This is a genomic window from Embleya sp. NPDC020630, assembly GCF_044334985.1.
In the GTDB taxonomy this organism is placed as follows: domain Bacteria; phylum Actinomycetota; class Actinomycetes; order Streptomycetales; family Streptomycetaceae; genus Embleya.
The window spans coordinates 417,420-440,349 of sequence record NZ_JBIRUB010000004.1 but is presented as its reverse complement, the minus strand read 5'-3'; the positions used below and the strand labels follow the sequence as shown (position 1 = coordinate 440,349).

Sequence of the window (22,930 nt, the reverse complement as noted above, 5' to 3'; positions counted from 1 at the left end):
TGGGGCGGCCCCGGTGGTGGGTCAGTTGCCGGCGATCAGTTGTGCCGGGCCGAAGGTGTTGCCGGTGGCGTCGGGGGAGTTGCCGCCGGGGAAGGTGTAGGTGTTGCCGTTGGGGGTGCGGGCCCACAGGTCGGCTTTGCCGTCGCCGTCGAAGTCGCCATCGGTGGAGACCTGGGGGTGGGCGGTGGTGTCGAAGCCGGTACCGATGAGGGTGGGCGCGGCGGTGTAGGCGTCGAGGTCGGCGGTGCCGTCGGTCTTTTTGACGGAGGCGTATTGGTACACGTTGCCGTTGGTGCGGTCACGGACCCACAGTTCGGGCAGGCCGTCGCCGGTGACGTCGCCGGGGACCATGATGTCCTGGTTCTGCCGGGTGGCGGGGCCGAGGGGGATGGCGCGGGTGAGCGAACCGGGGTTCGCCGCACCGCTGAACAGCCAAAGGCGTGCGTTCCCGGCAGCGTCGTCCTCGACGGTGAACAGGTCGTTCGTGAACTTGCCGCCCTGGCCGGTCAGGACACCGTCCACGTCGCCGGCAGCAACGATCTGCTTCACGTGGTTCCAGTCGTGTGCATACGACGCACAGGCGTTCGCGGTCGGATCGACGCAGGTGCTCGGGCGGGCCACCACGGCCATGCGGGCCGTGCTGAACCAGCCGTCGGCGGGTGACTGGCCCGGCGAGTTCCGGTAGAGGTACATCCGTCCGGACGCGAACGCGTACAGATCGTCGCCGTAGTCCCCGCCGCGGTGTGAGACGCCGGCGCCCGTCCACGAGTAGTCGTCCATGGGCCCTTCTTCGGCTGTTCCCGCGATTCGACCGCCGGCCGCAGGGTCGTCACCCGCGCTGTACAAACGCAGCGCGCCATCTCCGTCGGTGACGAGCACGTCGACCTTGCCGTCTCGGGTGATGTCGCCCGGTTTGGGTCCGGGAGGGTTGGGGTTGCTCGGGGCATAGAAGGTGTAGGTCGTTTGTTGCGAGCGGTTGCCGGCGCGGTCCACCGTTTGGGCGTAGAGGCGGTTGGTTCCCCCTTGCGCCACCGTGACCGGCGGCGTGCGCCAGGTGCCGGAGGCCGCGTCGTAGATGGCTCGTGCGGCTCCGCCGACGGGGATGGTGCCGTTGAGGGCGTATTCGACGGCGGTCACGTCCGTGTCGGATCCGGTGCCGAAGACGAACACTCCCGCCTGTCCGGCGTACTTGCCGCCGCCGTTGGCCGGGAAGTCGGTGCTGGTGACGGTCGGCGGGGCGGCGGCGGTGGCGTCGTAGGTGAACGTGCAGCCGGCGGCGCGGTCCGGGTCGGGGGCGCCGGCCGGGCCCGATTCGACGGTCCAGGCGTAGGTCTTGCCGTTGGTGAGCAGGGTGGCCGGGATGTATGCCCGCGCTTCGTGGGTGCCGGACGACTCCGAGACCCAGCCGCTGTCGAAGGTGGTCGGGTCGCCGTTCCCGACCTCGTGCAGTTCGAAGCGGGCGCCGATCAGCGGACCATTGGCCTCGCCGACCGTCGCGAACAGGTCCAGGGTGCTGACAAGGTTGATCGCGCCGACGTAACCGCATGTTCCCGTCGAGCCGTTGACCGGCACCGGGTTCATCCGCAGATTCGTCGGGCCGCCGGCCGCCGACGCGGGGGACGCCGGAACGGTCAACAGGCCACCGGCCAGCACCGCGGTGGCGATACCGCCCACCAGGGTGGGAAGTCGACGCCGGTCGTGTGTGGGTTTCCTTCGGAACATGGCCACTGAAGCACTCCTCGTGTCGCCGGGATCACCGGGCGAAGGAAGGCAACCAGTTGACTGGGGTGCCCGCAACGGGAATCGAGCCGTCGTTGATTCGCGATTCCACGGAGGGTGGTCATTTGGGTTCGCTGGGTGCTGCAAGGGGGGTGGGATCGGCCGATTCGATTGATTTGCCGGTGCGTTGGACATTCGAGGCCGGCCGAAGGTTGTAGTGAGAGATGGCACATCGGGGTGGGCCGGGAAAATGCGTGGCCGGTGGAGGGTGGGGCTGGCAGCGTGTCGGGGCATGGTCATGTTGCGTCAGATTCGGGCCGACTTCGATGCGCGTTCGTTGGTGGTGTACCAGGCGTATGCGCCGGCCATCGCCGAACCGGCTTTGCGGGAGGGCCGGTTCGTGGCGCCGTTCTCGTTCGGGCGGATGACCTGGGTCAAGCCGTCGTTTCGCTGGCTGATGCACCGCAGTGACTGGGGGCGCAAGGCGGGCCAGGAACGGGTGTTGGCGGTGCGGATGACTCGGGCCGGGTTCGAGGAGGCGCTGGCGCGGGCGGTGTCGACCGAGGGGTCGGTGGCGGGCGCCGATGTGCACGTGCAGTGGGATCCGGAGCGGTCGTTGCGTGGTGCGGCGCTGAATCACTACAGCATTCAGGTGGGGATCGGACGCGGGTTGATCCGGATCTTCAATGAGGAGTGGGTCGTCGGGATCACCGATCTGACGCCTCTGGTAAGGCGTTTGGCGGGATTGGTGAAGGACGGGCGGGTCGCCCAGGCGCAGCGCCTGTTGCCGCCGGAGAAGCTGTACCCCCTGCCGGCGGCGGTGGCGCGGCGCGTGGGCGTGGACGGCTGAGCCGACGCGCGGCCCGTCAGGCGTGCGTGCCGCCGTCCACTCGGATTTCGGTGCCGGTGATGAAGGCGCCGTCGTCGGAGGCGAGCATCGCGATGACGCCGGCGACGGGTGTCTGGTTGCGTTGGGTGGCCTCACGCGGTGGGGGTGGGTTGTGTGGCGAGTGGGTCGACTGGGGGTGCTTGTCGGGCGGGGGGTGTGGGGAGGGCTATTGCTATTGATAGGCCGCCGTGTTGGTTGGCTCTTGTGGTTATTTGGGCTGCGTGGGCGTGGGCTATGGCTTGGACTATGGACAAGCCGAGGCCGGAGCCGTTGGCGGAGCCGGTGCGGTTGGGGCGGAAGCGGTGGAAGGGTTCGAAGAGGTCGGGGATGCGGGCTGCGGGGATTACCGGGCCCGTGTTGCGGATTCGGAACGAGCCGGGGGAGACGCCGATCGTGATGAAGCCGCCCGCGTGGTTGTGGCGGACCGCGTTTTCGATGAGATTGGTGACCAGTTGGCGAAGGAGCAGGGGGTCGCCGGCGACCGTGCTCTCGGCCAGGTTGGCATCCACCCGGACCCCGGCCCGCTCGGCCGCCGGGCGGGTTTGGCGCAGGACGTCGGCGGTCAGTTCGTCCAGCGCGACCGGCGACGCCCGGACGTTCCCGCGCTCGCTCACCGCCAGGTTCAGCAGGCCGTCGATCAGCCGCTCCGTGCGCCGGTTCAACGCCAGCAGGTGCTCGCGGGTCTCGACGATGTCCGCCGGCGAGTGCGGATCGGCGAGGCCGATCTCGATCGCCGTGCGCTGGATCGTGAGTGGGGTGCGCAACTCGTGTGAGGCGTTGGCGACGAACAGCCGCCGGCTGTCGAAGGATTTCTCCAGTCGATCCAGCATCCCGTCGAACGTGTCGGCGAGTTCCTTGAGCTCGTCGTCCGGCCCGGGCATCGCGATCCGCTCGTGCAGATTGTGCTCGGACAACCGGCGCGCGGTCGCGGTGATGCCGTGCACCGGGCGCAGTACGCGGCCCGACATCCACCACCCGACCAGGATCGAGGCCGCCGCGAGGAGGAGCAGGGCGGCGCCGAGTACGGTCAGCAGTTGGCTCATCGTCACCTCCTGGCCGACCGAGCTGGCCCGGCGAATCCGCTCCACGGGCAGCGCGTACTGGGCGTACGCCCCCGGCTCGGCCACCTGCGCCGGCGCGTATTGGATGGGGGTGCCCGGGCTGTACGGGGCCACGTTGCCCGAGGCGTCGATCGACAACGTCCTGGCCATCGCCGTCGGCAGCCGCTGCGACACACGCTGATCGACGAACCAGTACACGATGCCCAGCAGCACCGTCCCGACCACCAGCGACATGCCGCCGTACATCAGCGCCAGTCGCGCCCGCGCCGACGGCCGCCGGAACACCGCCCGTCTGAGCAGTCGCAGATCGCCCGCGAGGCCGCGCACCGTCACCACGCCGCTCATATCAGGTATCCCGCGCCGGGCACGGTCCGGATCACCTGGGGGTCGCCGAGCTTGGCCCGCAGCTTGGACATGGTCACCCGTACGGTGTTGGAGAACGGGTCGATGTTCTCGTCCCAGACCCGCTCCAGCAGTTCCTCGGCGCTGACCACCGCGCCGTCGGCCGCCATCAGCGTGGCCAGCACGGCGAATTCCTTGTGCGCGAGCCGAACGTATTCGCCGTTGCGGGTGACCTGGCGCCGCGCGCTGTCCAGCACGATGCCGTGCTTCTCCAGTACCGGCGGCACCGCCGGCGTCGCCCGGCGTCCCAACGCCTGTACACGCGCGAGGAGTTCGGCGAACTCGAACGGCTTGGGCAGGTAGTCGTCGGCGCCGAGGCGCAGCCCGGCCACCCGTTCGGGTACGGTCCCGGCGGCGGTCAGCATCAGGATCCGGGTGCGCAGCCGCCCGGCCACCACCCGCCGGCAGACCTCGTCACCGTGCGTGCCGGGCAGGTCGCGGTCGAGCACGAGTACGTCGTAGTCGTTGACCGCCAGCCGCTCCAACGCGCTTTCGCCGTCGTACGCCACATCGACCGCGATCGCCGCCCGGCGCAGCCCTCGGGCCACCAGGTCGGCCAGCAGTTCCTCGTCCTCGGTCACCAGGACTCGCAAGGTTTCGTCGCTCCGCTTCGGGGCCGATGGGGGGAAATGGGCGACTTCGAATCGACCCCCACCGTTTATACGCGACCCCGTGTTAGCTCCGGATAACCAATTCGGGTGACGGCCGGGAAACCCGCCGCCACGTAGACCTGCTGTCGCACACATCCCGTCCACGACGCCGTGGGCGGTGCGTGCGACCGGGCGTCCGGACCATCGGGCCGGACGGCGGCGGGACCACAGGCGGGAGCGGCAGTGATGACGAGGTTCGGGCGCACGGGATCGGGACGGCCCCTGGTGGTGCGGTGGGCGGCCTGCATGGTTCTGGTGGGCGGCCTCGCCGTGACCACGGCCGCGTGCGGGGGCGACGACGGCGGGTCGGCGAAGAACAAGGTGGCCTCGGGCGGCGGCAGCGCCGGCAAGGACCAGAAGGCGGGCGGTCAGCCGGGCGCCGGCAAGGACGACGCCAAGGCGCGCTACGAGCAGATGGTCAAGTTCGCGAGCTGCATGCGCGAGAACGGCATCGACATGCCCGACCCGGAGCAGGGCGAGGGCGGCGCGATGCGGATGCCGGCGATGACCGTCAACGGGGACATGGGCAAGACCGAGAACGCGATGAAGGCGTGCGAGAAGTTCCAGCCCAAGCAGGACTTCGACCCCAACGACCCCAAGTACAAGGAGTGGCAGGCCAAGCGGGCGGCCTGCATGCGGGAGAACGGCGTGGAGAACATGGACGACGGCGGTGGTGGTGGTGTCGCGATGACGATCGACGGGAGTGACGACAAGGTCATGAAGGCGATCGAGACATGCAGCAAGAAGGTCCCGCCGTTCGAGAAGCAGAAGTAGGGGCCGCCTCGTGGTTTCGATCGACACCCCGCAGCAGCTCGAGGAGGAGAGCACGTCGCAGCCGGTGGCCCCGGATCGTACGGCGTACCCGCGCGAGCGGCGCCGGCGCCGTCGGCGGCGCGCACTGGCGGCGGCGCTGGTCCTGGCCTCGGCGGGCGGCGCGGCGGCGGTACTGCTGTCGGACGGCGGTGATGGCTCCGACGCATCCGCCAACCGCACGAAACTGGACGCCGTACCGGTGACCCGCGCCGATCTGGTCGACCGGCAGAACGTGGACGGCAAGCTCGGCTACGCGGGCACCTACTCGGTGAACGCGGCGCCGCCCGGCGCGGACCCGGAGACGCCGGGCGGCGGTGCGAACAAGCCGCAGAGCGGCAACGGGGGCAACTCCGGCCAGAACGCGGGCACGGGCAACAACCCCGGCGCCAACCCGGGCAAGGGCCCCGGCGCAGGCTCGACCTCAGGTGGAGGTGGAGGCTCCGCAGCCGGCGGCGGCAACTCGTCGACCGGCGGCGGAAACTCGTCCGGAACCGGCAACGCTCCCGGCACCGGCAATTCCTCCGGCACCGGCAACCCACCCCCCGACGGCGGCAACAACCCCGGCCCCGGCACCATCACCTGGCTCCCCGGCGTCGGCGACACTCTCGTGCGCGGCGACCGCGTCTACGGCCGGGACGGCACCAAGGTGCCGCTGTTCTACGGCGAGACGCCGTTCTGGCGGGCGTTGTCGGTCGGTGTCGACAAGGGCGTGGACGTCCGCGAACTGGAGCAGAACCTCCAGGCGCTGGGCTACGGCGGCTTCACCGTGGACGAGAAGTTCACCGACGCGACGGCCGCCGCGTTGAAGAAGTGGCAGAAGGACATGGGCCACAGGCAGACCGGCCGGTTCGATCCCGGCGACGCGGTGGTGCTGCCCGACTCGGTCCGGGTCGGCGAGGTCAACGCCACGCTCGGCGCGAGTTCGCAGGGGTCCCTGCTCAAGGCCAGTGGTACCGGCCGCCGGGTCACCGTGAACCTGCCCGTGAACAAGCAGACGCTCGCCACGAGGGGCGCCAAGGTCCAGGTCACCCTGCCCGGCGGCAAGACCGCGAGCGGCACGATTACCCAGGTCGGCACGGTGGCCAAGGAGGGCGACCAGTCCCCGGGCGCACCCTCGGGCGGCGACAAGGCCACCATCCCCGTGGACATCGCACTCGACCAGCCCAAGGACGCCGGCACGTTGGACGGCGCGCCGGTCACCGTCGGGTTCACCGGCAAGGAGAAGAAGGGCGTGCTCACCGTCCCGGTCAACGCGCTGCTCGCCCTCGCCGAGGGCGGCTACGGCGTCGAGGCGGTCGAACCCGACGGCGGCACCCGGCTGCTCAAGGTCGAACTCGGCATGTTCGCCAACGGACGGGTCGAGGTCACCGGCGACGGCGTGACCGAGGGACTGAAGGTCGGGGTGCCCAAGGCATGAGGAGGTACCGCAAAAGCTCGCCGGGCGGGGCCGAGTCGACGGCCCCCGGCCCCGGCGGCGCGGCGCCCGTGATCGAACTCGACGGCGTCGGCCGGTCCTATCCGGGTGGCGTGCATGCCCTGATCGACGCGAACCTGACCATCGAGGCGGGCGAACTGCTCGCGGTGGTGGGGCCGTCCGGGTCCGGCAAGTCGACGATGTTGCAACTGATGGGCACCCTCGACCGGCCGACCGAGGGTGTGGTGCGCCTGCTCGGCCACGACATCGCCGGCTTGACGGATCGTCAACTCTCCGGCGTGCGCGCGAACTGGATCGGCTTCGTGTTCCAACAGTTCTTCCTCACCGAACACTTCACCGCCGTGGACAACGTGGCCAACGGCCTCTACTACCACGGGATTCCGGTCCGCGAGCGGCGCGAACGCGCGGCCGAGGCGCTGACCCGGGTCGGTCTCGGCAGTCGACTCGACCACGTGCCGCGGGAGTTGTCCGGCGGCGAGCGGCAGCGGGTGGCGATCGCCCGCGCGCTGGTGGCCCGTCCCGCGCTGGTGTTGGCGGACGAGCCGACCGGTGCGCTGGACTCGCGCTCCGGCGCCACGGTGATGCGGTTGCTGCACGAACTGCACGCGGACGGCACCACGATCGTGGTGATCACGCACGACCCGGGCATCGCCCGGTCGTTGCCCCGGCGGGTGGAGATCCTGGACGGCCGGATCCACGCGGACAGCGGCGTGCCGAGCGCGCAGCCGGTGGGAGTGGCCGGATGGTGATCCTCGGCCGGGACCGGGGCCCCCGGTCCACACTCGTCCCGCTCCCGGACACCGCCCGGCTCGGTCCGGTCGACGTGGTCCGGGTCGGCCTGCTCGGTGTGCGCGGTCGGCCGATGCGCGCGATCCTGTCCGGTCTGGGCATCGCCATCGGGATCGCCGCGATGGTCGCCGTCCTGGGCATCGGCGCGGCCAGTCAGGCCCGGTTGATGGACCAGATCCGCAGCCTGGGCACGAACATGCTCTCGGTCGGACCGGGCGAGAACATGTTCGGTACCCGGCTGCAACTGCCCGAGGAGGCCGTGGACATGGTGCGCCGGATCGGTCCGGTGACTTCGGCGAGCGCGACCGCCCAACTCGAGGGCCGGAGCGTACGCCGCACCGACCGGATCGACCCGCGCGAGACCAAGGGCATCACCGTCGCGGCGGCCCGCGAGGATCTGCTCGGCACGATCGGCGGCCGGGTCGGCAAGGGGCAGTGGTTCAACGCGGCCACCTCCCGCTACCCCACGGTCGTGCTCGGCGCACGGGCGGCGGAACTGCTCGGGGTCGACGGGCCGAACCGGCAGGTGTGGATCGGCGACCGCTGGTTCACCGTGATCGGCGTGCTGAAGCCGGTACCGCTGGCCCCCGAGGTGGACCGGTCCGCGCTGGTCGGCTGGCAGGGCGCCAAGGACCTGCTCGGCTTCGACGGGCACCCGACCCGGATCTACGAGCGCTCCGACGAGAACGCGGTGAACAACGTCCGCGACGTGCTCGCGGCGACGGCCAACCCGGCCGATCCCGGCGCGGTCAAGGTGAGCCGTCCGTCGGACGCGCTGGAGGCGCAGTTGGCTGCCAAGAACACCTTCACCGGCCTGTTCGTCGGACTCGGCGCGGTGGCACTGCTCGTCGGCGGGGTCGGGGTGGCCAACACGATGGTCATCTCCGTACTGGAACGCCGCCAGGAGATCGGTCTGCGGCGGGCACTGGGCGCCGGGCGCGGGCAGATCCGCCTCCAGTTCCTGACCGAGGCGGTTACCCTGTCCGGCCTCGGCGGGGTGGCCGGCGTGCTGCTCGGGCTGATCGTGACGAGCGGGTACGCGCATGCGAAGGGGTGGCCGCTGGTGCTGCCGTGGCCGGCCATCCTGGGCGGCGTCGCGGCATCGGTGGCGATCGGCGCACTGGCGGGGTTGTACCCGGCCGGACGCGCGGCGCGACTGCCACCCACCGAGGCGCTGAACGGGGCCTGACGCAGGCGCTGAACGGAGCCTGGAGGCGCGGACGCGGCCCGGGCCGGCCGCCGATCGGGTGGAGATGGGCAAAGGCTGGGCAATTCCTGAGTGTTGGCTGGGCAAGATTTCACCCTCGCTCCCACAGACTCGAGCCACCGACCGTCGACGAGACCGTCCGACTGCGGATATCACCCTCCGCGTTCGGACGGTTTCGCCTTGCGTGGGCCCGAGTTGGTGATTCCCGTGCCGTCGGAGGCCTGCCAACCGATCGGATGGGTCGGTCGATTCCGGCGTTACCGAAGCGGCGCGTTCCGCATCGGTGCAGGTGGGAGCGGGAGAGGAGGCGCAACGTACGACCAGATGATGACGCAGACCCGGTCATGTCATCGATTCGGTTGACAGTGGCCGACGGCGAAAGTCGGTAATCTTTGAGACGGAAGAGCGGTTCACCGCCCCCCGCATCGCCCGGTCGACCGGAATCTGTCGCAACCGCGGAGCGCCCGCCCCGCGTCAACCCACCCGACCGGTGTGTCGTGTCCTCGTCCTACGATGACGCAGCAGAGGGCAGGGCGTGGTGAACACCACATCACCACCGGCTCGGGTCCGGTGCTGTCGGACTCGACGAGTCGTTGGGGGTTGATCAGCAGTGTTGCGCGTTCTCGACGATCGCCGGGACGACGGCGACGATGTCGCCGCCGGCGGGTCCGCGCCTGCGGGCACCCTCATCGAGTCACGGCGGCCCGACGCGGTGGAGACGATCGGCGGAACCGAGACGACGGCCCCCTCGAAGGTGGACCGCGGCGGTGTCCGCGGCGTGTTGTGGTCCGCTCCGTGGCAACTGCTCCTGTTCCTGTGGCGGACGTTGTGCGGCGAGTGGCGCGGCATCGTGGCCGACCCGGTGCGCCAGTTGTGGCGCAGTCGCGGCAAGGGCCTCGCGCTCGCCGTGGTGGCCAGCTCGGCGGTGATCTTCTTCCACGCGATCGGGCAGACCCCGGCCGGCAAGACCGTGGTCCGGCTCGTCGGTGGGGTCAGCGCCGACCTGCCGCTGTGGTTGGCGCTGCTGCGCACGCCGATCTCGCTGTTCGTGCCCGCGCTGAACCTGCCGGTGTGGGCCGGCATCACCCAGCTCTTCCTGGCGTTCGCGATCGCCCAGCTCTCGCTCGGCGCGGGCCGCACGCTGATGGTCGCCTACGTCACCACGCTCGCGGGCACGATGGGCGCCCGGATCATGATCGCGATCGGCCCGGACCACGCGCTCGGCCTGCCGTCCTCGGCGGCGCACGTGCTGGACACCGGACCTTCGGCGGCGGTGGTGGGCCTGTTCACGTATCTCTCGATCATTCACCGCGCGCCCATACTCTTCACCATCACCGGCGGGTCGATGGTCCTGGAGTCGATCATCCTGCCCAACCTCGCCGGCCGTGAGCACCTGATCGCGGTGGGTGCGGCGATCGTGCTCGGTCTGCTCGCGGGGCGGACCCGGCCGGGGTGGTTGGCCTGGACGGACGGGCCCCGGGAGCGGGCGCGGGCCGTGCTGGCGGTACCGGTGGCCAAGGTGCGCATGCTCGGCGCGATGCCGGGTGTGTGGCTGCGGGCCAGGCGGCACGCGCGACGCGAGTCGACGCCGGTGCCGGTGCCGGTGCCGGTGGGCACGGTGGACCTGCGCAAGGCCGACCTGGACGGGGTCGTCGCCGGGCGGGCGCGCGAGAACGCGTAGCCGGATCGGGCGGAAGCGGCGGGCATGCGCGGGGCGCGTGCCCGCCTTTCGTTTGACTTTCGCGTGGTCTTCGTGTGGCTTTCGACTGCCTTCGATAGTGGTCTAGACCAATATTGCCCGGTGCTCGGCGCGGTGGATACCTTCGGAACACCGCGCCGGAGGTCGTTCCGGGGCGGGTCGCCGCAGTCCGGAGGTAGCACCCGCATGCTCGATTCCCCCGTGCCCGGGTCGGTGATGGCCCGTGAGATCGCGGCGCAGCCCGAGGGGTTGGCGCGGATCCTGGCCGACGGGCTCGGGCCGATCCGGGCCGCCGCGGCCGAGATCCGGGCCCGCGACCCGAGGTTCGTCCTGTTCACCGGGCGCGGGACGTCCGACAACGCCGGGCTGTACGCGCGCTACCTCACCGAGGTCCTGCTCGGCCTGCCCGCCGGGCTCACCTCGATGTCCACCACGACCGCGTACCGTGCCCGGCAACGGCTCGCCGATTGCCTGGTCGTGACGGTGAGCCAGTCGGGGGGTTCGCCGGACCTGATCGCCTCCGCCCGACAGGCCCGCGAGGACGGCGCGTTCACCCTGGCGGTGACCAACAACGCCGATTCCGTGCTGGCGCAGGAGTCCGATCTGCACCTGGACGTGCTGGCCGGCCCCGAACTCGCGCTGCCCGCGACCAAGACGTACACGGCCGAACTGCTCACGCTGTTCCTGCTCGTGGACCACATCCGGGGCGGTACGGGGGAGGCGGCTCGCGGGTTGCCCGCCGCGGCTCGGGCGATCCTGGAGCGGCAGGCGGAGATCGAGGCGCCGGCCGAGCGGTACCGGTTCGCGGACCGGCTCGTGGCGACCGCGCGCGGCTACGGGTATCCGACCGCGTGCGAGGCGGCGTTGAAGATCATGGAAACCAGCTACATCGGCGCCCAGGCGTTCTCCGGCGCGGACCTCATGCACGGGCCGCTCGCGATCGTGGACCGGGGCTGGCCGGTACTGGCGGTGGCGCCGGAGGGTGCGGGCGGCCGGGCGCTGCGGCCGGTGTTGGACCGGCTGCGTGAGCGCGGAGCGGACTTGTTCGTGGTCGGCGCGGCCGAGCCGGTGGCCGAGTACGGCCGGGGCTTCGTGTTGCCGGGCGGGGTGGCCGAGGAGGTGTCGCCGATCCTGGAGATCCTGCCGCTGCAACTGCTCGCGCGCGAGATCGCGTTGGGGCGCGGGTGCGACCCGGACGCGCCGCGGGCGCTGGCGAAGGTGACGGAGACGCGGTAGTCGGGGGCGGGCTCGGGTGGCGCCACCCCGGGCCCGCACCGTTGTCAGGCCGTGCGGTCCAGGTTCATCGACGCCTCGCGCGCGTCCAGGAGTTCGTCCCAGTGGGCCGCGGCCCACTCGCAGGCGGCGGCCATCGGGACCAGCATGCCGCGCCCCAGCGGAGTGAGGGCGTAGGTCACCCGAACCGGGGTCTCGGACGCGGTACGGCTGATCAGGCCGTCGCGTTCGAGCGCGCGCAGGGACTGGGTGAGCACCTTCGCGGTGACGCCGTGCATAGGTACGCGCAACTCGGAGAAGCGCCGCGGACCGCCCTCCAGGCAGCGGATGATCATCCCCGCCCACTTGTCGCCGAACCGGATCGGGGACAGGTTCGACGGGCAGACCGGGTCGAACATGTCCGCGCGCAGTGGCTCCCCTGTGAGTTCCCTTGTGGCCTCGCTCATGTGTCCACCGTAGTCGGTATCCAGGAGGTAACCACGACCCCGGATAGCGTGCGCGGCGGTGGTCGACACAGGGATCGACCCGGGGACAGGGGGTGTTTTCGATGAGCGAGATCATCGTCTTCGGCGCAGGTGGTCGTACCGGTCGGGCCGCGATCGCGGAGGCGTTGCGGCGTGGGCACGGGGTGACCGCGGTGGTGCGTGATCCGGCGAAGTACGGGGACCTGGCCGAGGCGCGGGTGCGGGTGGTCGCCGGTGACGTGACGGACGCGGACGCGGTGGCCGAACTCGCGGCGGGTCACGACGGGGCGATCGCGGCGGTGTACGACCCGGCGGCGCCTACGGCGGACTTCTTCACGCGCGCCGTGCGGGCGCTGCGCGACGGGCTCGACCGGGCGGGCGTGCGGCGGCTGGCGTGGGTGGGGCTGGCCTCGGTGTTGCCGACGGCGTCCGGTGTGCTGTTGATGGACACGGCGGGATATCCGCAGGAGTACCGGCAGTTCTACCTGGCACACGGGGAGGGCAACGCGGTGCTGCGCGAGGCGGGCGGCGGGCCCGACTGGGTCGTGTTGAGCCCGGCCGGCGACTTCGATCACGCCGGTACGCGCACCGGCGTGTGGCGGCGGGCCGACGGTGACGCCGAAAGCCGGGTCTCCTACCCCGACTTCGCCATCGCGCTGCTCGACGAGCTGGACACCCCCACCCTGCACGGCGTGCACGTCGGGATCGCGGACGGCCGATGACCGGGCGGGCGCTCGGCGAGCGGGCGGTGGCCGGCTCCGACCCGTGGGCGGGCGGGAACGCGGGATAGGTGGACGTGCGCAGGCCGGGTGTCTGCCGGGTGCCTGTGCCGCGTCGGGGGTATACCGGTGGCTCTAGGCCCTTGCCGAGCCGGTGTGTTCGACGGCGAAGAGGCGGTGTTCGGCGCGGTCGAGGGCGACGCGGACGGCGCCCAGGGCCACGCCGTCGGCGCCGAGGGCGGACAGTTCGACGCGCGGCATGCGCAGGCACAGGCGTCGCAGTTCGGCGGTCAGGGGCGGTACGGCGTCGGCGAGGCCGGCCGCCCAGCCGCCGATCACCACGATCTCCGGGTCGAGGGCCAGGACCAGCGCGGTGACGTCGTGGATCAGGCGCTGGACGAACCGGTCCACCGCCTCGCCCGCGGTGCGGTCGCCCGCGGCCGCGTGCCGGAACACCTCGCCGACGGCCGCCTCGTCCAGCGGCGGCAGGGGGGTGCCGGTGGTGGAGAGCAGGTTCTCCGGGGTGACCTGGCGGCCGAGCAGGTGCAGCGCGCCGATCTCGCCGGCCGCGCCGCCGAAGCCTCGGTGCAGCCGACCGTTGATGAACGAGCCGGCGCCGGGACTGAGGCCGGCCATCACATAGACGATGTCGTCGGAGCCGACCGCCACGCCCTTCCAGCGCTCGCCGATCGCGGCCAGGTTGGCGTCGTTCTCCACCTGGACCGGACAGCTGAACGAGCGGCCGAGCCGGCCGCCGAGGTCCAGGCCGGTCCAGCCGGGCATCGCCGAGGACAGGGTGACCACACCCTCGGTGTCCACGATGCCGGGGGTGCCGACGCCCACGCCCCAGAGCGAATTGCGCGAGACCTGGGCCCGCCGCAGCGTCTCGCTGACCGTGGCGCGGACCCGTTCCAGGCGGTCCTCGGCCTCGCAGCCCTCCTCGACGGTGCGGGCGGCGCGGCCGATGATGGTGCCGCCGAGGTCGGCGAGGACGACCCGGATGCGGTGTACGCCGACGTCGATGCCGAGCAGGTGGCCGGCCTCCGCGTGGAACCGGAAGCGCCGCGCGGGACGGCCGCGCGGACGGCTGCCGTCCTCGCCCTCGGCGGTGGTGGTCTCCACGACCAGGCCCTCGGCGAGCAGACCGTCGACGACGCCCTCGACGGTGGGTCGGGACAGACCGGTGGCCTCCATCAGGGCGGTCACCGTCAGCACCTCGCCGCCGCGCAACGCACGCAGGGTCGCCGCGGAATTGATCCGCCGGACCACGGAGGAATCCCCGCCGGTCGCCTGTGCCACAGCTCTTGTCCTCTCCCCGCGTCGTCACACGGGACGTTCGTCCGGGCCGCCGCGCCCGTCATGCACGCCGTCGTCGCTCAGGCGCGGATGGTACCCAGATTTCGGGTCGGGATCAGGACGCGGGCCGCAGCGCGGTCGGCCCGGCCTCGGCGAAGGCGAGCCGGCAGGTGTCGGCGCGGTAGGTGGCCACGGTGACCGCGGCGGTGCGGCCGAGCGCGGTGTACGTCGTCGTCACGACCAGGACGGCGGTACCGGGCGGACGCTCCAGGTAGCGCGCCTCCTCGGCCTCGGCCACGGCCAACTCGACCGCGCGGTGCCGTCCTTCGAGGCGGTGGCCGCGCAGCTGGCGCAACATCAGCGAGGCCCGCTCGAAGTTCGGGACGCGGGTGGAGAGGGAGGGCACGACGGCGCGCGAGACGTAGAGGCACTCCAGGCCGACCACCTGGCGCATGGAGAACTGGCGCCGGCGCAGGCGGTGGACCAGGGCCGAGGGGCGGCCCTTGAGGGTGTCGGCGAATTCCTCGGTGACCGGCACGGTGGCGCAGTCGATCACCTCGCGGTCGCGCAGGTCCACGCCCGGCCAGCCCTCGCCGTCGGCGCCGAGGGAGACGTCGACGCGAGGGCCGGCGACCGTGGTGCCCGCGCCGCGCTTGCGGACCAGGCGGCCCTCCAGCTCGAGCTGCTCCAGGGCGTGTCGGAGGGTGGCCCGGGCGACCCCGAAGCGCGCGGCGAGGTCGCGCTCGTTGGGGAGGATGTCGCCGGAGTTGAAGTCCTCGTCGATCGCCTTGAGCAGGGAGGTGCGCAGTTGCCAGTACTTGGGTTCGCCGAAGACCGCCGTCTCGTCCGGCATTGTCGCCATGCTGCTCACGGACGCCCCCTCGGCTCTCCGACGCCTGCTCGGCGTGGATTTATTGCATGCTCGGTTTACTAAAGACGGTTGAATATAACCGCGTCGGACCACGAAAGGTCCAGACCAAGTCGGATGAACTTCCCGGTGACCTGTCTCACATCGCCACATGCGACGCGACACCTCCTGCTCGACCTGCGCGAAGGACACACCCCGCCGGGGTGGGCGTGGGGCGAGGGAATCGCGGGGGGAGCCGAGTGTCGGGTCGGATTCCGGCGGGCACCACGCTCGGGCCACACCCCCGACGCGGCCTCACGCCCCCACCCTGCGCCACGGCGGGAACCACCCGACGACTTGGTTTGCTCACCCCGGGAACGCCCGGACGAACATTCGGGGACGAGCCGTCGAGGCCGAGGCGCGCGTAGCTCGTCGCCGGGCGTCGCGTCGGGCCGCCTCCGTCTGCCTCGGCGGCCCCGACGGTCGGCGGGCGGCGGGACCGGGGCGGCGGGACGAGGGCGGGGGACGGCGGCAAAATTGGTCCAGTCCAATGTATTGACGGTGCGGGAGGGGAGGGCCACGCTTTGGCCATTGGTCTATACCAAGTCCCCCACAGGAGTCCCCCGTGGCACGTCGTTTCGTCCCCATACTTGCCGCTGCCGCCGCGTCCGCCGGGTTGCTGTCGATGTTCGCGCTCACCGGTGGAGCCACCGCCGCAGGGCCCGCCGCGTCCGCGCCTGGCGGCGTCGGGAGCAACTGGTATGCCGCCGCCCCCTACCTCATGCCGCTCGACAACGACCCGCCGGACGCCGGTGCGGTCATGGACGCCACCGGCCTGAAGGCGTTCCAGCTCGCGTTTGTCCTCGCGCCCAACGGCGGTGGTTGTACGCCGACTTGGGACGGAACGAAGCCGGTCTCCACCGATACCGCGGTGGCGGGCGTGATCGCCGCGATCCGGGCCAAGGGCGGTGACGTCTCGGTCTCCATCGGCGGCTACGGCGGTACCAAGCTCGGTCAGACCTGCGGCACACCGGAGGCGACCGCCGCCGCGTACCAGCAGGTGGTCGACAAATACGGCCTCAAGGCGCTCGACTTCGACCTCGAGGAGCCGGAGTACGAGAACAGCGCGGCCATCCACAACGAGATCGGCGCGGCCAAGATTCTCCAGCAGAAGAATCCCGGCATCTACATCTCGGTGACCACGGCCGGTACCGCCGACGGCACCGGCTGGTTCGGCAAGCAGATGCTCAACGAGGCCAAGGCGCAGGGCTTCACGCCGGACAACTTCTCGATCATGCCGTTCGACGGCGGCTTCAACGGAGCGGCGGCGCAGACCTCCGCGCTGACCAACTTCAACTCCGTCCTGCGCAGCACGTTCGGCTGGGACGCCGCCACCGCCTATGCCCACGAGGGCATTTCGCAGATGAACGGGCGCAGCGACACCGGCGAGTATTTCTACCAGGCGGACTTCCAGACGGTCTACGACTACGCGATCAGCCACCACATGGCGCGCTTCACGAACTGGTCGGTCAACCGCGACCGGCAGTGCACGCCACCGGACAACGGCGGGCGAACGTCGGGCGTGTGCAGCAGCGTTCCGCAGGCGCCCTGGGACTTCACCAAGTTCTCGGTACGGTTCGCGGGCGCCACGCCGCCCACGACACCGCCGACCACGACCCCCCCGACGACGACCCCGCCGGGCAACTGCACGATCGCGGCATGGGATCGGGCGGCGGTCTACCAGAGCGGCAACTCCGTCTCCTACAAGGGCCATTCGTGGAAGGCCAAGTGGTGGACGCAGGGTGAGGAGCCGGGTACGACCGGGCAGTGGGGGGTGTGGCAGGACCTGGGGCCCTGCTGATTCTCCCCTGCGCCGGCTGTGCTCGTCGGTGCGATCAACCCACCGGTAGGTCGAGTTGGTACTCGGTCGACCGGTGGGTCGGTCGGTAGCCGAGGGTGTCGTTGATGGCGCGCATCGCGTGGTTGGCGTCGGCGGTGTCGGTCAGCAGCGCGGTGAGGTTCGGGTGGCGTTCCCGGGCCTGCCGGATGGCCTCGGCCTTCATCCACAGGCCCAGGCCGTGGCCTCGGTGTTCGGGCAGGACACCTGTGCTGTAGTGCTGACCGTCGCCCTTGCCGTCGCCGGGAACGACCAGCTCGGTGAAGCCGGCGATGGTGTCGTCGGCGGTGTCGATCGCAACGACGGTGTGCAGCAGCTCGCCGCGATCGGCGATGGCCTGGGCCGCTGCGCGGAGGCGTTCCACGTCCCAGACGACCGTTCCGTAGTCGGTCTCGCCCATCGGCATGTCGTCCATCGCGCGGCGGGAGGCGGCGAAGGTCTCGGCCAGTGCGTCCGGGACGGTGCCGTCCCAGGAGTGCAGCCGGTAGCCGGGGTGGTCCCGCTCGGCGATCGCGGCCCACGCCGCGTCGCCCGGCTCCTGGTCGGTCAGGGACAGCCGGGTGTAGATCAGGGTCAGCACGTCCCGGAATCCCCGCTCGGACAGGAACGCCGCGCCCGGCGAGTCCGCCTTGGCCTGGGCGAGCAGTGAGCGGCGGCCCGCCTCCCGGGCGGCTTCGACGGCCGCGTGGAGCAGAGCGGTACCGACGCCGTCGCGGCGTTCGGCCGGGTGTACGTGCACCTCCACCTCGGCCAGGTGGTCCTGGCCGGGTTTGTCGAACAGCCGCAGGAAGGCGGAGCCGCGTGGGATGCCGTGGGTGTCGGCGGCCAGCCAGGCCAGCCGGTGGGCGCTGGGGCTTCGCTTCGGGTCGGTGAGTGCCGTGAGGTAGGTCGTCGGCAAGGGGGCTCCATGGGTGGTGCTCGGTGCTCGGTGCTCGGTGCTTCGCGTATTGGTCGGTGGGTGTGCTTTGTGCGTGGCGCCGAGGGTTTTCGGCGGTCGGACGGCGAACCTAGCCGGCCCGGTGTGTGGACGGCAAGCATCGGGGTGGGTGGGAAAACCCGTTCGTCGCGTGCTGTGGGGCCTGCCTAGGATCGAGCGATGACGATCCCGGAGCAGGACGCCGTGTCGGATGCGGTGGCGCGGGCCGACGCCGCGTGGCTCTCGGCGTACTTCGACGGGGTTCCGTGCCCGATCCCCGTGCTTCGGGGTCTGGTCGCGCACGAGGATCCGACGCTGCGCCACCTCGGCGTGGTGTTGCTGCGGGAGCGGGTCGGGCGGCCCGGGGGTGGTGCGGATCGCGAGGCGGCTGCTCTGCTGCCGCATGTGTCGGCCGGATCGGCCGAGGCGGCCCTGGCGCTGGCCGAGGTGTACGCGCGGTTGCGTGTCCCCGTCCCGGAATGGCGCACTGCCGGGTGGCCGGCTCGGGTGCGGATCGCCTGGCTGCGGGCGGAGATCGTGGCCCGGCCCGAGGCGACGGTGCGGGCCGAGCCGGCGGGAGAGGAGCTGTACCGGGCGGTCGAGGGGATCGACGCCGGTGCGGTGGACGATGTCGAGGCCCTGCTGGACGGGTTGTCGGCGCGGTCGGATTCGGTGTTGCGCGCGGCGGCGTTGCGGGTGGTGCGGCGGGCGTTGGCCGATGCGTTGATCGGGCCGGGGCAGGCCCGCGCCCGGTTGGTCGAGTTGTTGGATCCGGCCGCCGGTGCCGAGGTGGTGGCGGGGGCGTTGGTGGAGTTGGCCGCGCCGTGGGCCGCCGAGGAGATCCCGGCCGGGATGGAGCGGGCGTTGCGCCGACTGCTGCCGGAGTTTCCGGACGCGGTGGAGGTCGCCGCGCGGTTCGGGGCGATCGGGCTGCTGCGCGAGGTGGCCGCGGATCCCGGACTGCCGGGGCGGCAGCGGCAGCGGGCCCTCGCCGCGATCGGCGACTTTGCCGAACGGGGCGATGTGGGCGGGTTGTTGGTGATCGCCGAGGTGGATCCGCTGTTGTTCGCCGAGTCGATCGTGGCCTGCCTGGGGGCGATGCATCGGCGCGGGCACTTCGTCCGGGACGAGGATGTGCCCACCGTGATCGCCATGGCGCTCGCCGACCACCGCGTCACCGCGGTCGACGTGGCGATCGTGCTGTACACGGTGCGGCACGAGGCGCTGCGCGTGCTGATCTCGGTTGCGGACGACCACCCGGACTGGCCGCGATGCGTGGAACTGCTGTCCGCGCTGGCCGCGCAGGGTGCCCCCGATCTGCCGGTCGGCGAGGTTTTGGCCGCTCGGTTGGCCGGTGCCGGCCGGCCGGAGCCCGTATTGGCCGCCCTTCGCGCGTTGCGGCACACGGGCGCGGAGGAGGCCGTGTTGGCCGCGTTGCCCCGGGCGCCCCGGGCCGCGTTGCGCGCGTTGGAGGCGATCGGCGGGCCGCGTACCGTCGCGGTGTTGCGTGACGGGCTGGGGGTGGCCGACCCGGGCGGCGTGGTGGTGCCGCATCTGCGCGGGGTGGCCGACCTCGCGCTGGAGGTGTTGTGGCACCTCACCGACGACCCGCACCGGCGCCGGGAGTTGCGGGCCCGGCTCGACCGGCGAGCACTGCCCGAGCGGATCGCGGCCGACCTCGGGATGCCGGACCCGGACGAACTCGCCCTGCTCACCGCGGATATCGACGCCGACCACCCGGTCGCCGCCCTGTGCCGGCTCGCCCGCAACGGCGACGCCCGGACCCTTCCGGCGCTTGCCGACCTGCTGCTGCGGGTGGTGAGCGACCTGGTGGCGAACCGGGGCGAGGAGGTCGCCGAGCCGGTGGTGCCGGACGAGGTGGTCGAGGCGATCGGCGCGCTCGGCGAACGCCTCTACCGGCGCCGCGTGTTGCGCCCGGTGTGTCTGCTCGCCGCGACCGACCCGAAGGCGGCGCGCGCCGAACTCGTCCGCGACATCACCCTGGACCTGATCGACCGCGAAGGCGTCACCGACGCCGAACTGGTCGTCCTGCTCGAACTTCTGTCCCGAGGCCAGGAGGCGACCGGGTGCGGTACACGTCGGGCGGAGCCCGGCGTCAAGGACCGTATCCACCACCTGATCCGGCACCGCGACCCGGACGTGCGGAAGCACGCCATCGCGCTGATCGCCCGGGACCCGGACGCGGCCCGTTCGTTGTCCGCGAGCCTGATTCCGCTCACCACCTCCCCGGATCCCCGGACCGTGCGTCAGGCCCTGCGCGCACTGGGCCGGATGCGGGCCCGGTGGGCGGGGGAGGCGATCGCGGCGTGCCTGGAGCACCCGGTGATGAATGTCGGGAAGACGGCGGCGGAGGCGCTGATCGACGCCGGCACGCCGAGGCAGGTTCCGCTGCTGCTGGGGCGGCTCGGGCGGCACGACAATCCGGGCCTGCGCGACTCCTTGACGGCGGCGCTCCGGGAGGTGCTCGGACCGGCGTACCGGGCGCGGGTCCTGGCGGCGGCGGAGCGGGCGACGGACGCGCGGGAGCGTGCGCTGCTGATCCAGGCCCTGGACCGGGAGTGGTCCACCGGTGCCATGGCGGGGCTGAGTCGTCGAGGTTCGGTGGTCGCGGAGCCGATGCTTGTCGGTCTGGCGCGGGGGGACTTCGCCGTGCGGGACGGCGGGATCCCGGATCTGGCCGAGGAGTTCGCGGCCCACGGGATCGCGGTGCCGAAGCCGGTGGCCGAGGCGTCGGAGGAGGACCGGGGGCTCCGGGCCGATCTGCTCACCATGACCCGCCGGGCTCGGCCCAACCACGACGTGCCGGCCGTGTTGCGGTTGGTCCGGCGCGGGCCGCAGGCGTCGACGCCCGACCAACACGGCGCCCTGCGGGGGGCGTTGCCGCAGCTGCTCGGCCTGGCGCGATGGCGGACGGCCGATCGGGCGGCGGTGTTGCGGTTCGTGGTGGCGGCCTGTCCCGCGCCGTGGTCGGACGCAGAGCGCGCCGCCTTCGCCGACGCGTACGACGTGCTCGCGGCCGAACTCGGCACGGTGGACGGCGTCGGCGCGATCCTGGAGGCGATCGCGGGCTCGTCGACCGAGATCGCCGCCTTCGACCTCGCCCGCCGGATCCGCGCCTTGCCGGACCCGGCCTTCGCGGGCCCGACCCCACTGGCCGTATTGCGCTGTTGCGGAGCAGTTCGCACCCGCGAGGACGTGGAGCGCGCACTGGCCGGGGTGCGTCCGGGGCCGAACCCCTGGGAGGCCGAAGTCGTGGTGCTCGACGAGGCGTTCCGGCCGCAGGGGCGGGCGGATGCCGAGGGGGCGGAGGCCGAGGGTCCCGAGCGGGTCGCGCTGCTGGACGCCTGGCGGTCCGGGCTCGATGCCGCCGTGCGCTCGCCGCAGACGCTCGCCGCGTTCCGGACCGCGACCGCGACCGCGACCGAGACCGAGGCCGAGGCCGCGACCGAGGTCGGCGCCGAGGCCGAGTTCGGCGCCGTCCCGGACTCCCGGGCGCGGATCGCCGCCCTGATCGACGTCTTCCCGAGTGCCGCGCCCGACACCCGCGTGCTCCTGCTCGACTGGCTGACCGAACTCCAGCCGATCGACGCGCCGCCGTGGGTGTCGGCCGAACGGGCCGCCCGGGCCCACCGGTTCGACCGCACCGGTCCCGCCGCCCGTCTCCCGCACGTGGAAGACCTCGACCAGCCACGCTCGACCCCGCAACGGGAGCGTCTGGTGACCCTGCTCGCCGCCGCCGACTCGCGCCGCCGCAGGGCCGCCGCCGAGATCCTGTGCACCTGGGCCGAGCCGGCCACCCGACGCGTCGTCCTGGACGCCCACCTGCGCGGCGCCGTCGACCTGCCCGCGCACCTCCTGCGGCCCCACGCCCCCACCCTGCTCGACCTCGCCGACGACACCGACCCCGCAGGCGTGTTCGCCCACCCGGACGCCGACCTCGCCCGCACCCGGGCCGCGCGGCTGTGCGCGATCATGGCCCCGGAGCACCTGGAACGCGCCGCCCCGCACCTCGTCTCGTGGTGGGAGCACGGCACACCCACGGCCCGGACGGCGGTACTCTCCGCCACCCGCGCCATGTCCGCCGACGTCCTCGCCGAAGCCCTCCGGACCCGCCTGGACGCCGGTGGCCTGGGCTGTCTCGACCTGCTGCTCGACCGCACGATGCGGCGCACCCCGGAACTGACCGAGACCGTACGTCGGCTGCGCGTCGAAGGGCGCACGGCACTCGCCGATCGATTGACCCTGGTCGGCGGGGTACTCCGGGTACCCGGTCCCGATCGCAACGGCCTTGCCCTGGTGTCCCTGCGCACCCGGACCGTGCCGCCCGGTGCCGAGCGCCCCACCCGCGGCGAACTGATCGCGACGGTACGGGCGGACGCGCCCGAGCAGGCCCGACGGGCCCTGTCCCGGCTCGCCGACGAACACGGCGCCGATCCACAAGTACGCGCCCTGGTGGCCGAGTTGCTCGGCCATGCACACCCGCGTGTGCGCCTGCACGCACACCGGATCTCGCGACGCGTGCTCGGCCGCGCCGAATACCTGCGACACACCGAGCAGTTGCTCGACGACCCGCGACGGGACGTCGTCCGGGGCGCGATCCGCACGTTGTCGCACGCCGGTTGGCAGCCGGCCGTACCGTCCCTGATCGCCCTGTTCGCGGACGCCGACCCGGTGATCCGCGAAGCCGCCGGCGAGGGCCTGGCCCGGATCGGCGTCGCGGCCCTGCCCGCGCTGCGCAAGGCCGCCGCGCACGCCCGCCCGGACCGCCGCGGCCGCTATCTGGAACTGCGCGACCGGATCGCGGCGGCCCCCGAATAGCGGGCCGCGGCACCCCGCGCCGTCGTTCCAGGCCATATTGGTCAAACCGGTTCGC

Annotated in this window: 17 protein-coding genes and 1 pseudogene; 10 read left to right on the top strand and 8 right to left on the bottom strand. The window is 72.1% G+C overall.

Annotated elements, in window-relative coordinates; genetic code table 11:
• Positions 1-21: 21 nt before the first annotated feature.
• Positions 22-1,728 carry an FG-GAP repeat domain-containing protein gene (locus tag ACH4XV_RS17940; protein WP_395790813.1) on the bottom strand — a complete coding sequence of 569 codons (1,707 nt, stop codon included), beginning with the start codon at positions 1,726-1,728 and terminating at the stop codon, positions 22-24.
• 283 nt (positions 1,729-2,011) lie between these two features.
• Here ACH4XV_RS17940 and ACH4XV_RS17935 point away from each other — a divergent pair, with 283 nt between their 5' ends.
• Complete coding sequence (locus ACH4XV_RS17935) at positions 2,012-2,569, top strand: DUF4291 domain-containing protein (protein ID WP_395790811.1); 558 nt, start codon at positions 2,012-2,014, stop codon at positions 2,567-2,569.
• A gap of 16 nt (positions 2,570-2,585) precedes the next feature.
• On the opposite strand, the pseudogene ACH4XV_RS17930 reads toward ACH4XV_RS17935, so the two are convergent.
• From ACH4XV_RS17930 to ACH4XV_RS17920, 3 genes and pseudogenes are all read right to left on the bottom strand, one after another.
• Positions 2,586-2,675: pseudogene (locus ACH4XV_RS17930) on the bottom strand (SDR family oxidoreductase); the annotation flags it as partial.
• Positions 2,676-2,700: 25 nt separating this feature from the next.
• Positions 2,701-4,014, bottom strand: coding sequence for a sensor histidine kinase (locus ACH4XV_RS17925; RefSeq protein WP_395790809.1), 1,314 nt, complete (start codon positions 4,012-4,014; stop codon positions 2,701-2,703).
• A complete protein-coding gene (locus ACH4XV_RS17920) occupies positions 4,011-4,664 on the bottom strand; it encodes a response regulator transcription factor (protein ID WP_395790807.1) in 654 nt (217 codons plus the stop codon). The genes ACH4XV_RS17925 and ACH4XV_RS17920 overlap by 4 nt, the downstream gene beginning before the upstream one ends.
• Positions 4,665-4,907: 243 nt before the next feature.
• Here ACH4XV_RS17920 and ACH4XV_RS17915 point away from each other — a divergent pair, with 243 nt between their 5' ends.
• The 6 genes from ACH4XV_RS17915 (at position 4,908) to ACH4XV_RS17890 (ending at position 11,900) form a co-directional block, all read left to right on the top strand.
• Entirely contained in the window at positions 4,908-5,495 is a 588-nt protein-coding gene (locus tag ACH4XV_RS17915; protein WP_395790805.1) for a hypothetical protein, read from the top strand.
• Positions 5,496-5,505: 10 nt separating this feature from the next.
• Complete coding sequence (locus ACH4XV_RS17910) at positions 5,506-6,951, top strand: peptidoglycan-binding protein (RefSeq protein WP_395790803.1); 1,446 nt, start codon at positions 5,506-5,508, stop codon at positions 6,949-6,951.
• A complete protein-coding gene (locus tag ACH4XV_RS17905) occupies positions 6,948-7,718 on the top strand; it encodes an ABC transporter ATP-binding protein (RefSeq protein WP_395790801.1) in 771 nt (256 codons plus the stop codon). The genes ACH4XV_RS17910 and ACH4XV_RS17905 overlap by 4 nt, the downstream gene beginning before the upstream one ends.
• Positions 7,712-8,947: an ABC transporter permease gene (locus ACH4XV_RS17900; RefSeq protein ID WP_395790799.1), complete on the top strand. Its 1,236-nt coding sequence runs from the start codon at positions 7,712-7,714 to the stop codon at positions 8,945-8,947. The genes ACH4XV_RS17905 and ACH4XV_RS17900 overlap by 7 nt, the downstream gene beginning before the upstream one ends.
• Before the next feature lie 628 nt (positions 8,948-9,575).
• Complete coding sequence (locus ACH4XV_RS17895) at positions 9,576-10,646, top strand: hypothetical protein (RefSeq protein WP_395790797.1); 1,071 nt, start codon at positions 9,576-9,578, stop codon at positions 10,644-10,646.
• Positions 10,647-10,850: 204 nt separating this feature from the next.
• Positions 10,851-11,900 (top strand): SIS domain-containing protein, encoded by a 1,050-nt coding sequence (locus tag ACH4XV_RS17890; RefSeq protein WP_395790795.1) that lies wholly within the window; start codon positions 10,851-10,853, stop codon positions 11,898-11,900.
• 44 nt (positions 11,901-11,944) lie between these two features.
• On the opposite strand, the gene ACH4XV_RS17885 is transcribed toward ACH4XV_RS17890, so the two are convergent.
• Complete coding sequence (locus ACH4XV_RS17885) at positions 11,945-12,343, bottom strand: winged helix-turn-helix transcriptional regulator (protein ID WP_395790793.1); 399 nt, start codon at positions 12,341-12,343, stop codon at positions 11,945-11,947.
• A 101-nt stretch (positions 12,344-12,444) separates the two neighbouring features.
• Between ACH4XV_RS17885 and ACH4XV_RS17880 the strand changes: the two genes are divergently transcribed.
• The gene (locus tag ACH4XV_RS17880; RefSeq protein ID WP_395790791.1) at positions 12,445-13,083 is read left to right on the top strand and encodes an NAD(P)-dependent oxidoreductase; all 639 of its coding nucleotides are present in this window, start codon (positions 12,445-12,447) and stop codon (positions 13,081-13,083) included.
• Positions 13,084-13,215: 132 nt separating this feature from the next.
• Here the strand turns inward: ACH4XV_RS17880 and ACH4XV_RS17875 are convergent, their stop codons facing one another.
• Positions 13,216-14,379 (bottom strand): ROK family transcriptional regulator, encoded by a 1,164-nt coding sequence (locus tag ACH4XV_RS17875; protein WP_395790789.1) that lies wholly within the window; start codon positions 14,377-14,379, stop codon positions 13,216-13,218.
• A 112-nt stretch (positions 14,380-14,491) separates the two neighbouring features.
• Positions 14,492-15,238, bottom strand: a complete 747-nt coding sequence (locus ACH4XV_RS17870) for a GntR family transcriptional regulator (protein ID WP_078974328.1) — start codon at positions 15,236-15,238, stop codon at positions 14,492-14,494.
• 670 nt (positions 15,239-15,908) lie between these two features.
• Here ACH4XV_RS17870 and ACH4XV_RS17865 point away from each other — a divergent pair.
• A complete protein-coding gene (locus ACH4XV_RS17865) occupies positions 15,909-17,084 on the top strand; it encodes a chitinase (RefSeq protein WP_395791113.1) in 1,176 nt (391 codons plus the stop codon).
• 34 nt (positions 17,085-17,118) lie between these two features.
• Here the strand turns inward: ACH4XV_RS17865 and ACH4XV_RS17860 are convergent, their stop codons facing one another.
• Positions 17,119-18,018, bottom strand: a complete 900-nt coding sequence (locus tag ACH4XV_RS17860) for a GNAT family N-acetyltransferase (protein ID WP_395790787.1) — start codon at positions 18,016-18,018, stop codon at positions 17,119-17,121.
• A gap of 198 nt (positions 18,019-18,216) precedes the next feature.
• Here ACH4XV_RS17860 and ACH4XV_RS17855 point away from each other — a divergent pair, with 198 nt between their 5' ends.
• Complete coding sequence (locus ACH4XV_RS17855; protein ID WP_395790785.1) at positions 18,217-22,875, top strand: HEAT repeat domain-containing protein; 4,659 nt, start codon at positions 18,217-18,219, stop codon at positions 22,873-22,875.
• The last annotated feature ends 55 nt before the right edge of the window (positions 22,876-22,930 follow it).

Bases quoted from the DNA above. Each gene is read 5' to 3' on its own strand.
- ACH4XV_RS17885 (WP_395790793.1), bottom strand. From the start codon at position 12,343: ATGAGCGAGGCCACAAGGGAACTCACAGGGGAGCCACTGCGCGCGGAC.
- ACH4XV_RS17855 (WP_395790785.1), top strand. From the start codon at position 18,217: ATGACGATCCCGGAGCAGGACGCCGTGTCGGATGCGGTGGCGCGGGCC.
- ACH4XV_RS17900 (WP_395790799.1), top strand. From the start codon at position 7,712: ATGGTGATCCTCGGCCGGGACCGGGGCCCCCGGTCCACACTCGTCCCG.
- ACH4XV_RS17880 (WP_395790791.1), top strand. From the start codon at position 12,445: ATGAGCGAGATCATCGTCTTCGGCGCAGGTGGTCGTACCGGTCGGGCC.
- ACH4XV_RS17925 (WP_395790809.1), bottom strand. From the start codon at position 4,014: ATGAGCGGCGTGGTGACGGTGCGCGGCCTCGCGGGCGATCTGCGACTG.
- ACH4XV_RS17915 (WP_395790805.1), top strand. From the start codon at position 4,908: ATGACGAGGTTCGGGCGCACGGGATCGGGACGGCCCCTGGTGGTGCGG.
- ACH4XV_RS17890 (WP_395790795.1), top strand. From the start codon at position 10,851: ATGCTCGATTCCCCCGTGCCCGGGTCGGTGATGGCCCGTGAGATCGCG.
- ACH4XV_RS17865 (WP_395791113.1), top strand. From the start codon at position 15,909: ATGTTCGCGCTCACCGGTGGAGCCACCGCCGCAGGGCCCGCCGCGTCC.
- ACH4XV_RS17870 (WP_078974328.1), bottom strand. From the start codon at position 15,238: ATGGCGACAATGCCGGACGAGACGGCGGTCTTCGGCGAACCCAAGTAC.
- ACH4XV_RS17905 (WP_395790801.1), top strand. From the start codon at position 6,948: ATGAGGAGGTACCGCAAAAGCTCGCCGGGCGGGGCCGAGTCGACGGCC.
- ACH4XV_RS17935 (WP_395790811.1), top strand. From the start codon at position 2,012: ATGGTCATGTTGCGTCAGATTCGGGCCGACTTCGATGCGCGTTCGTTG.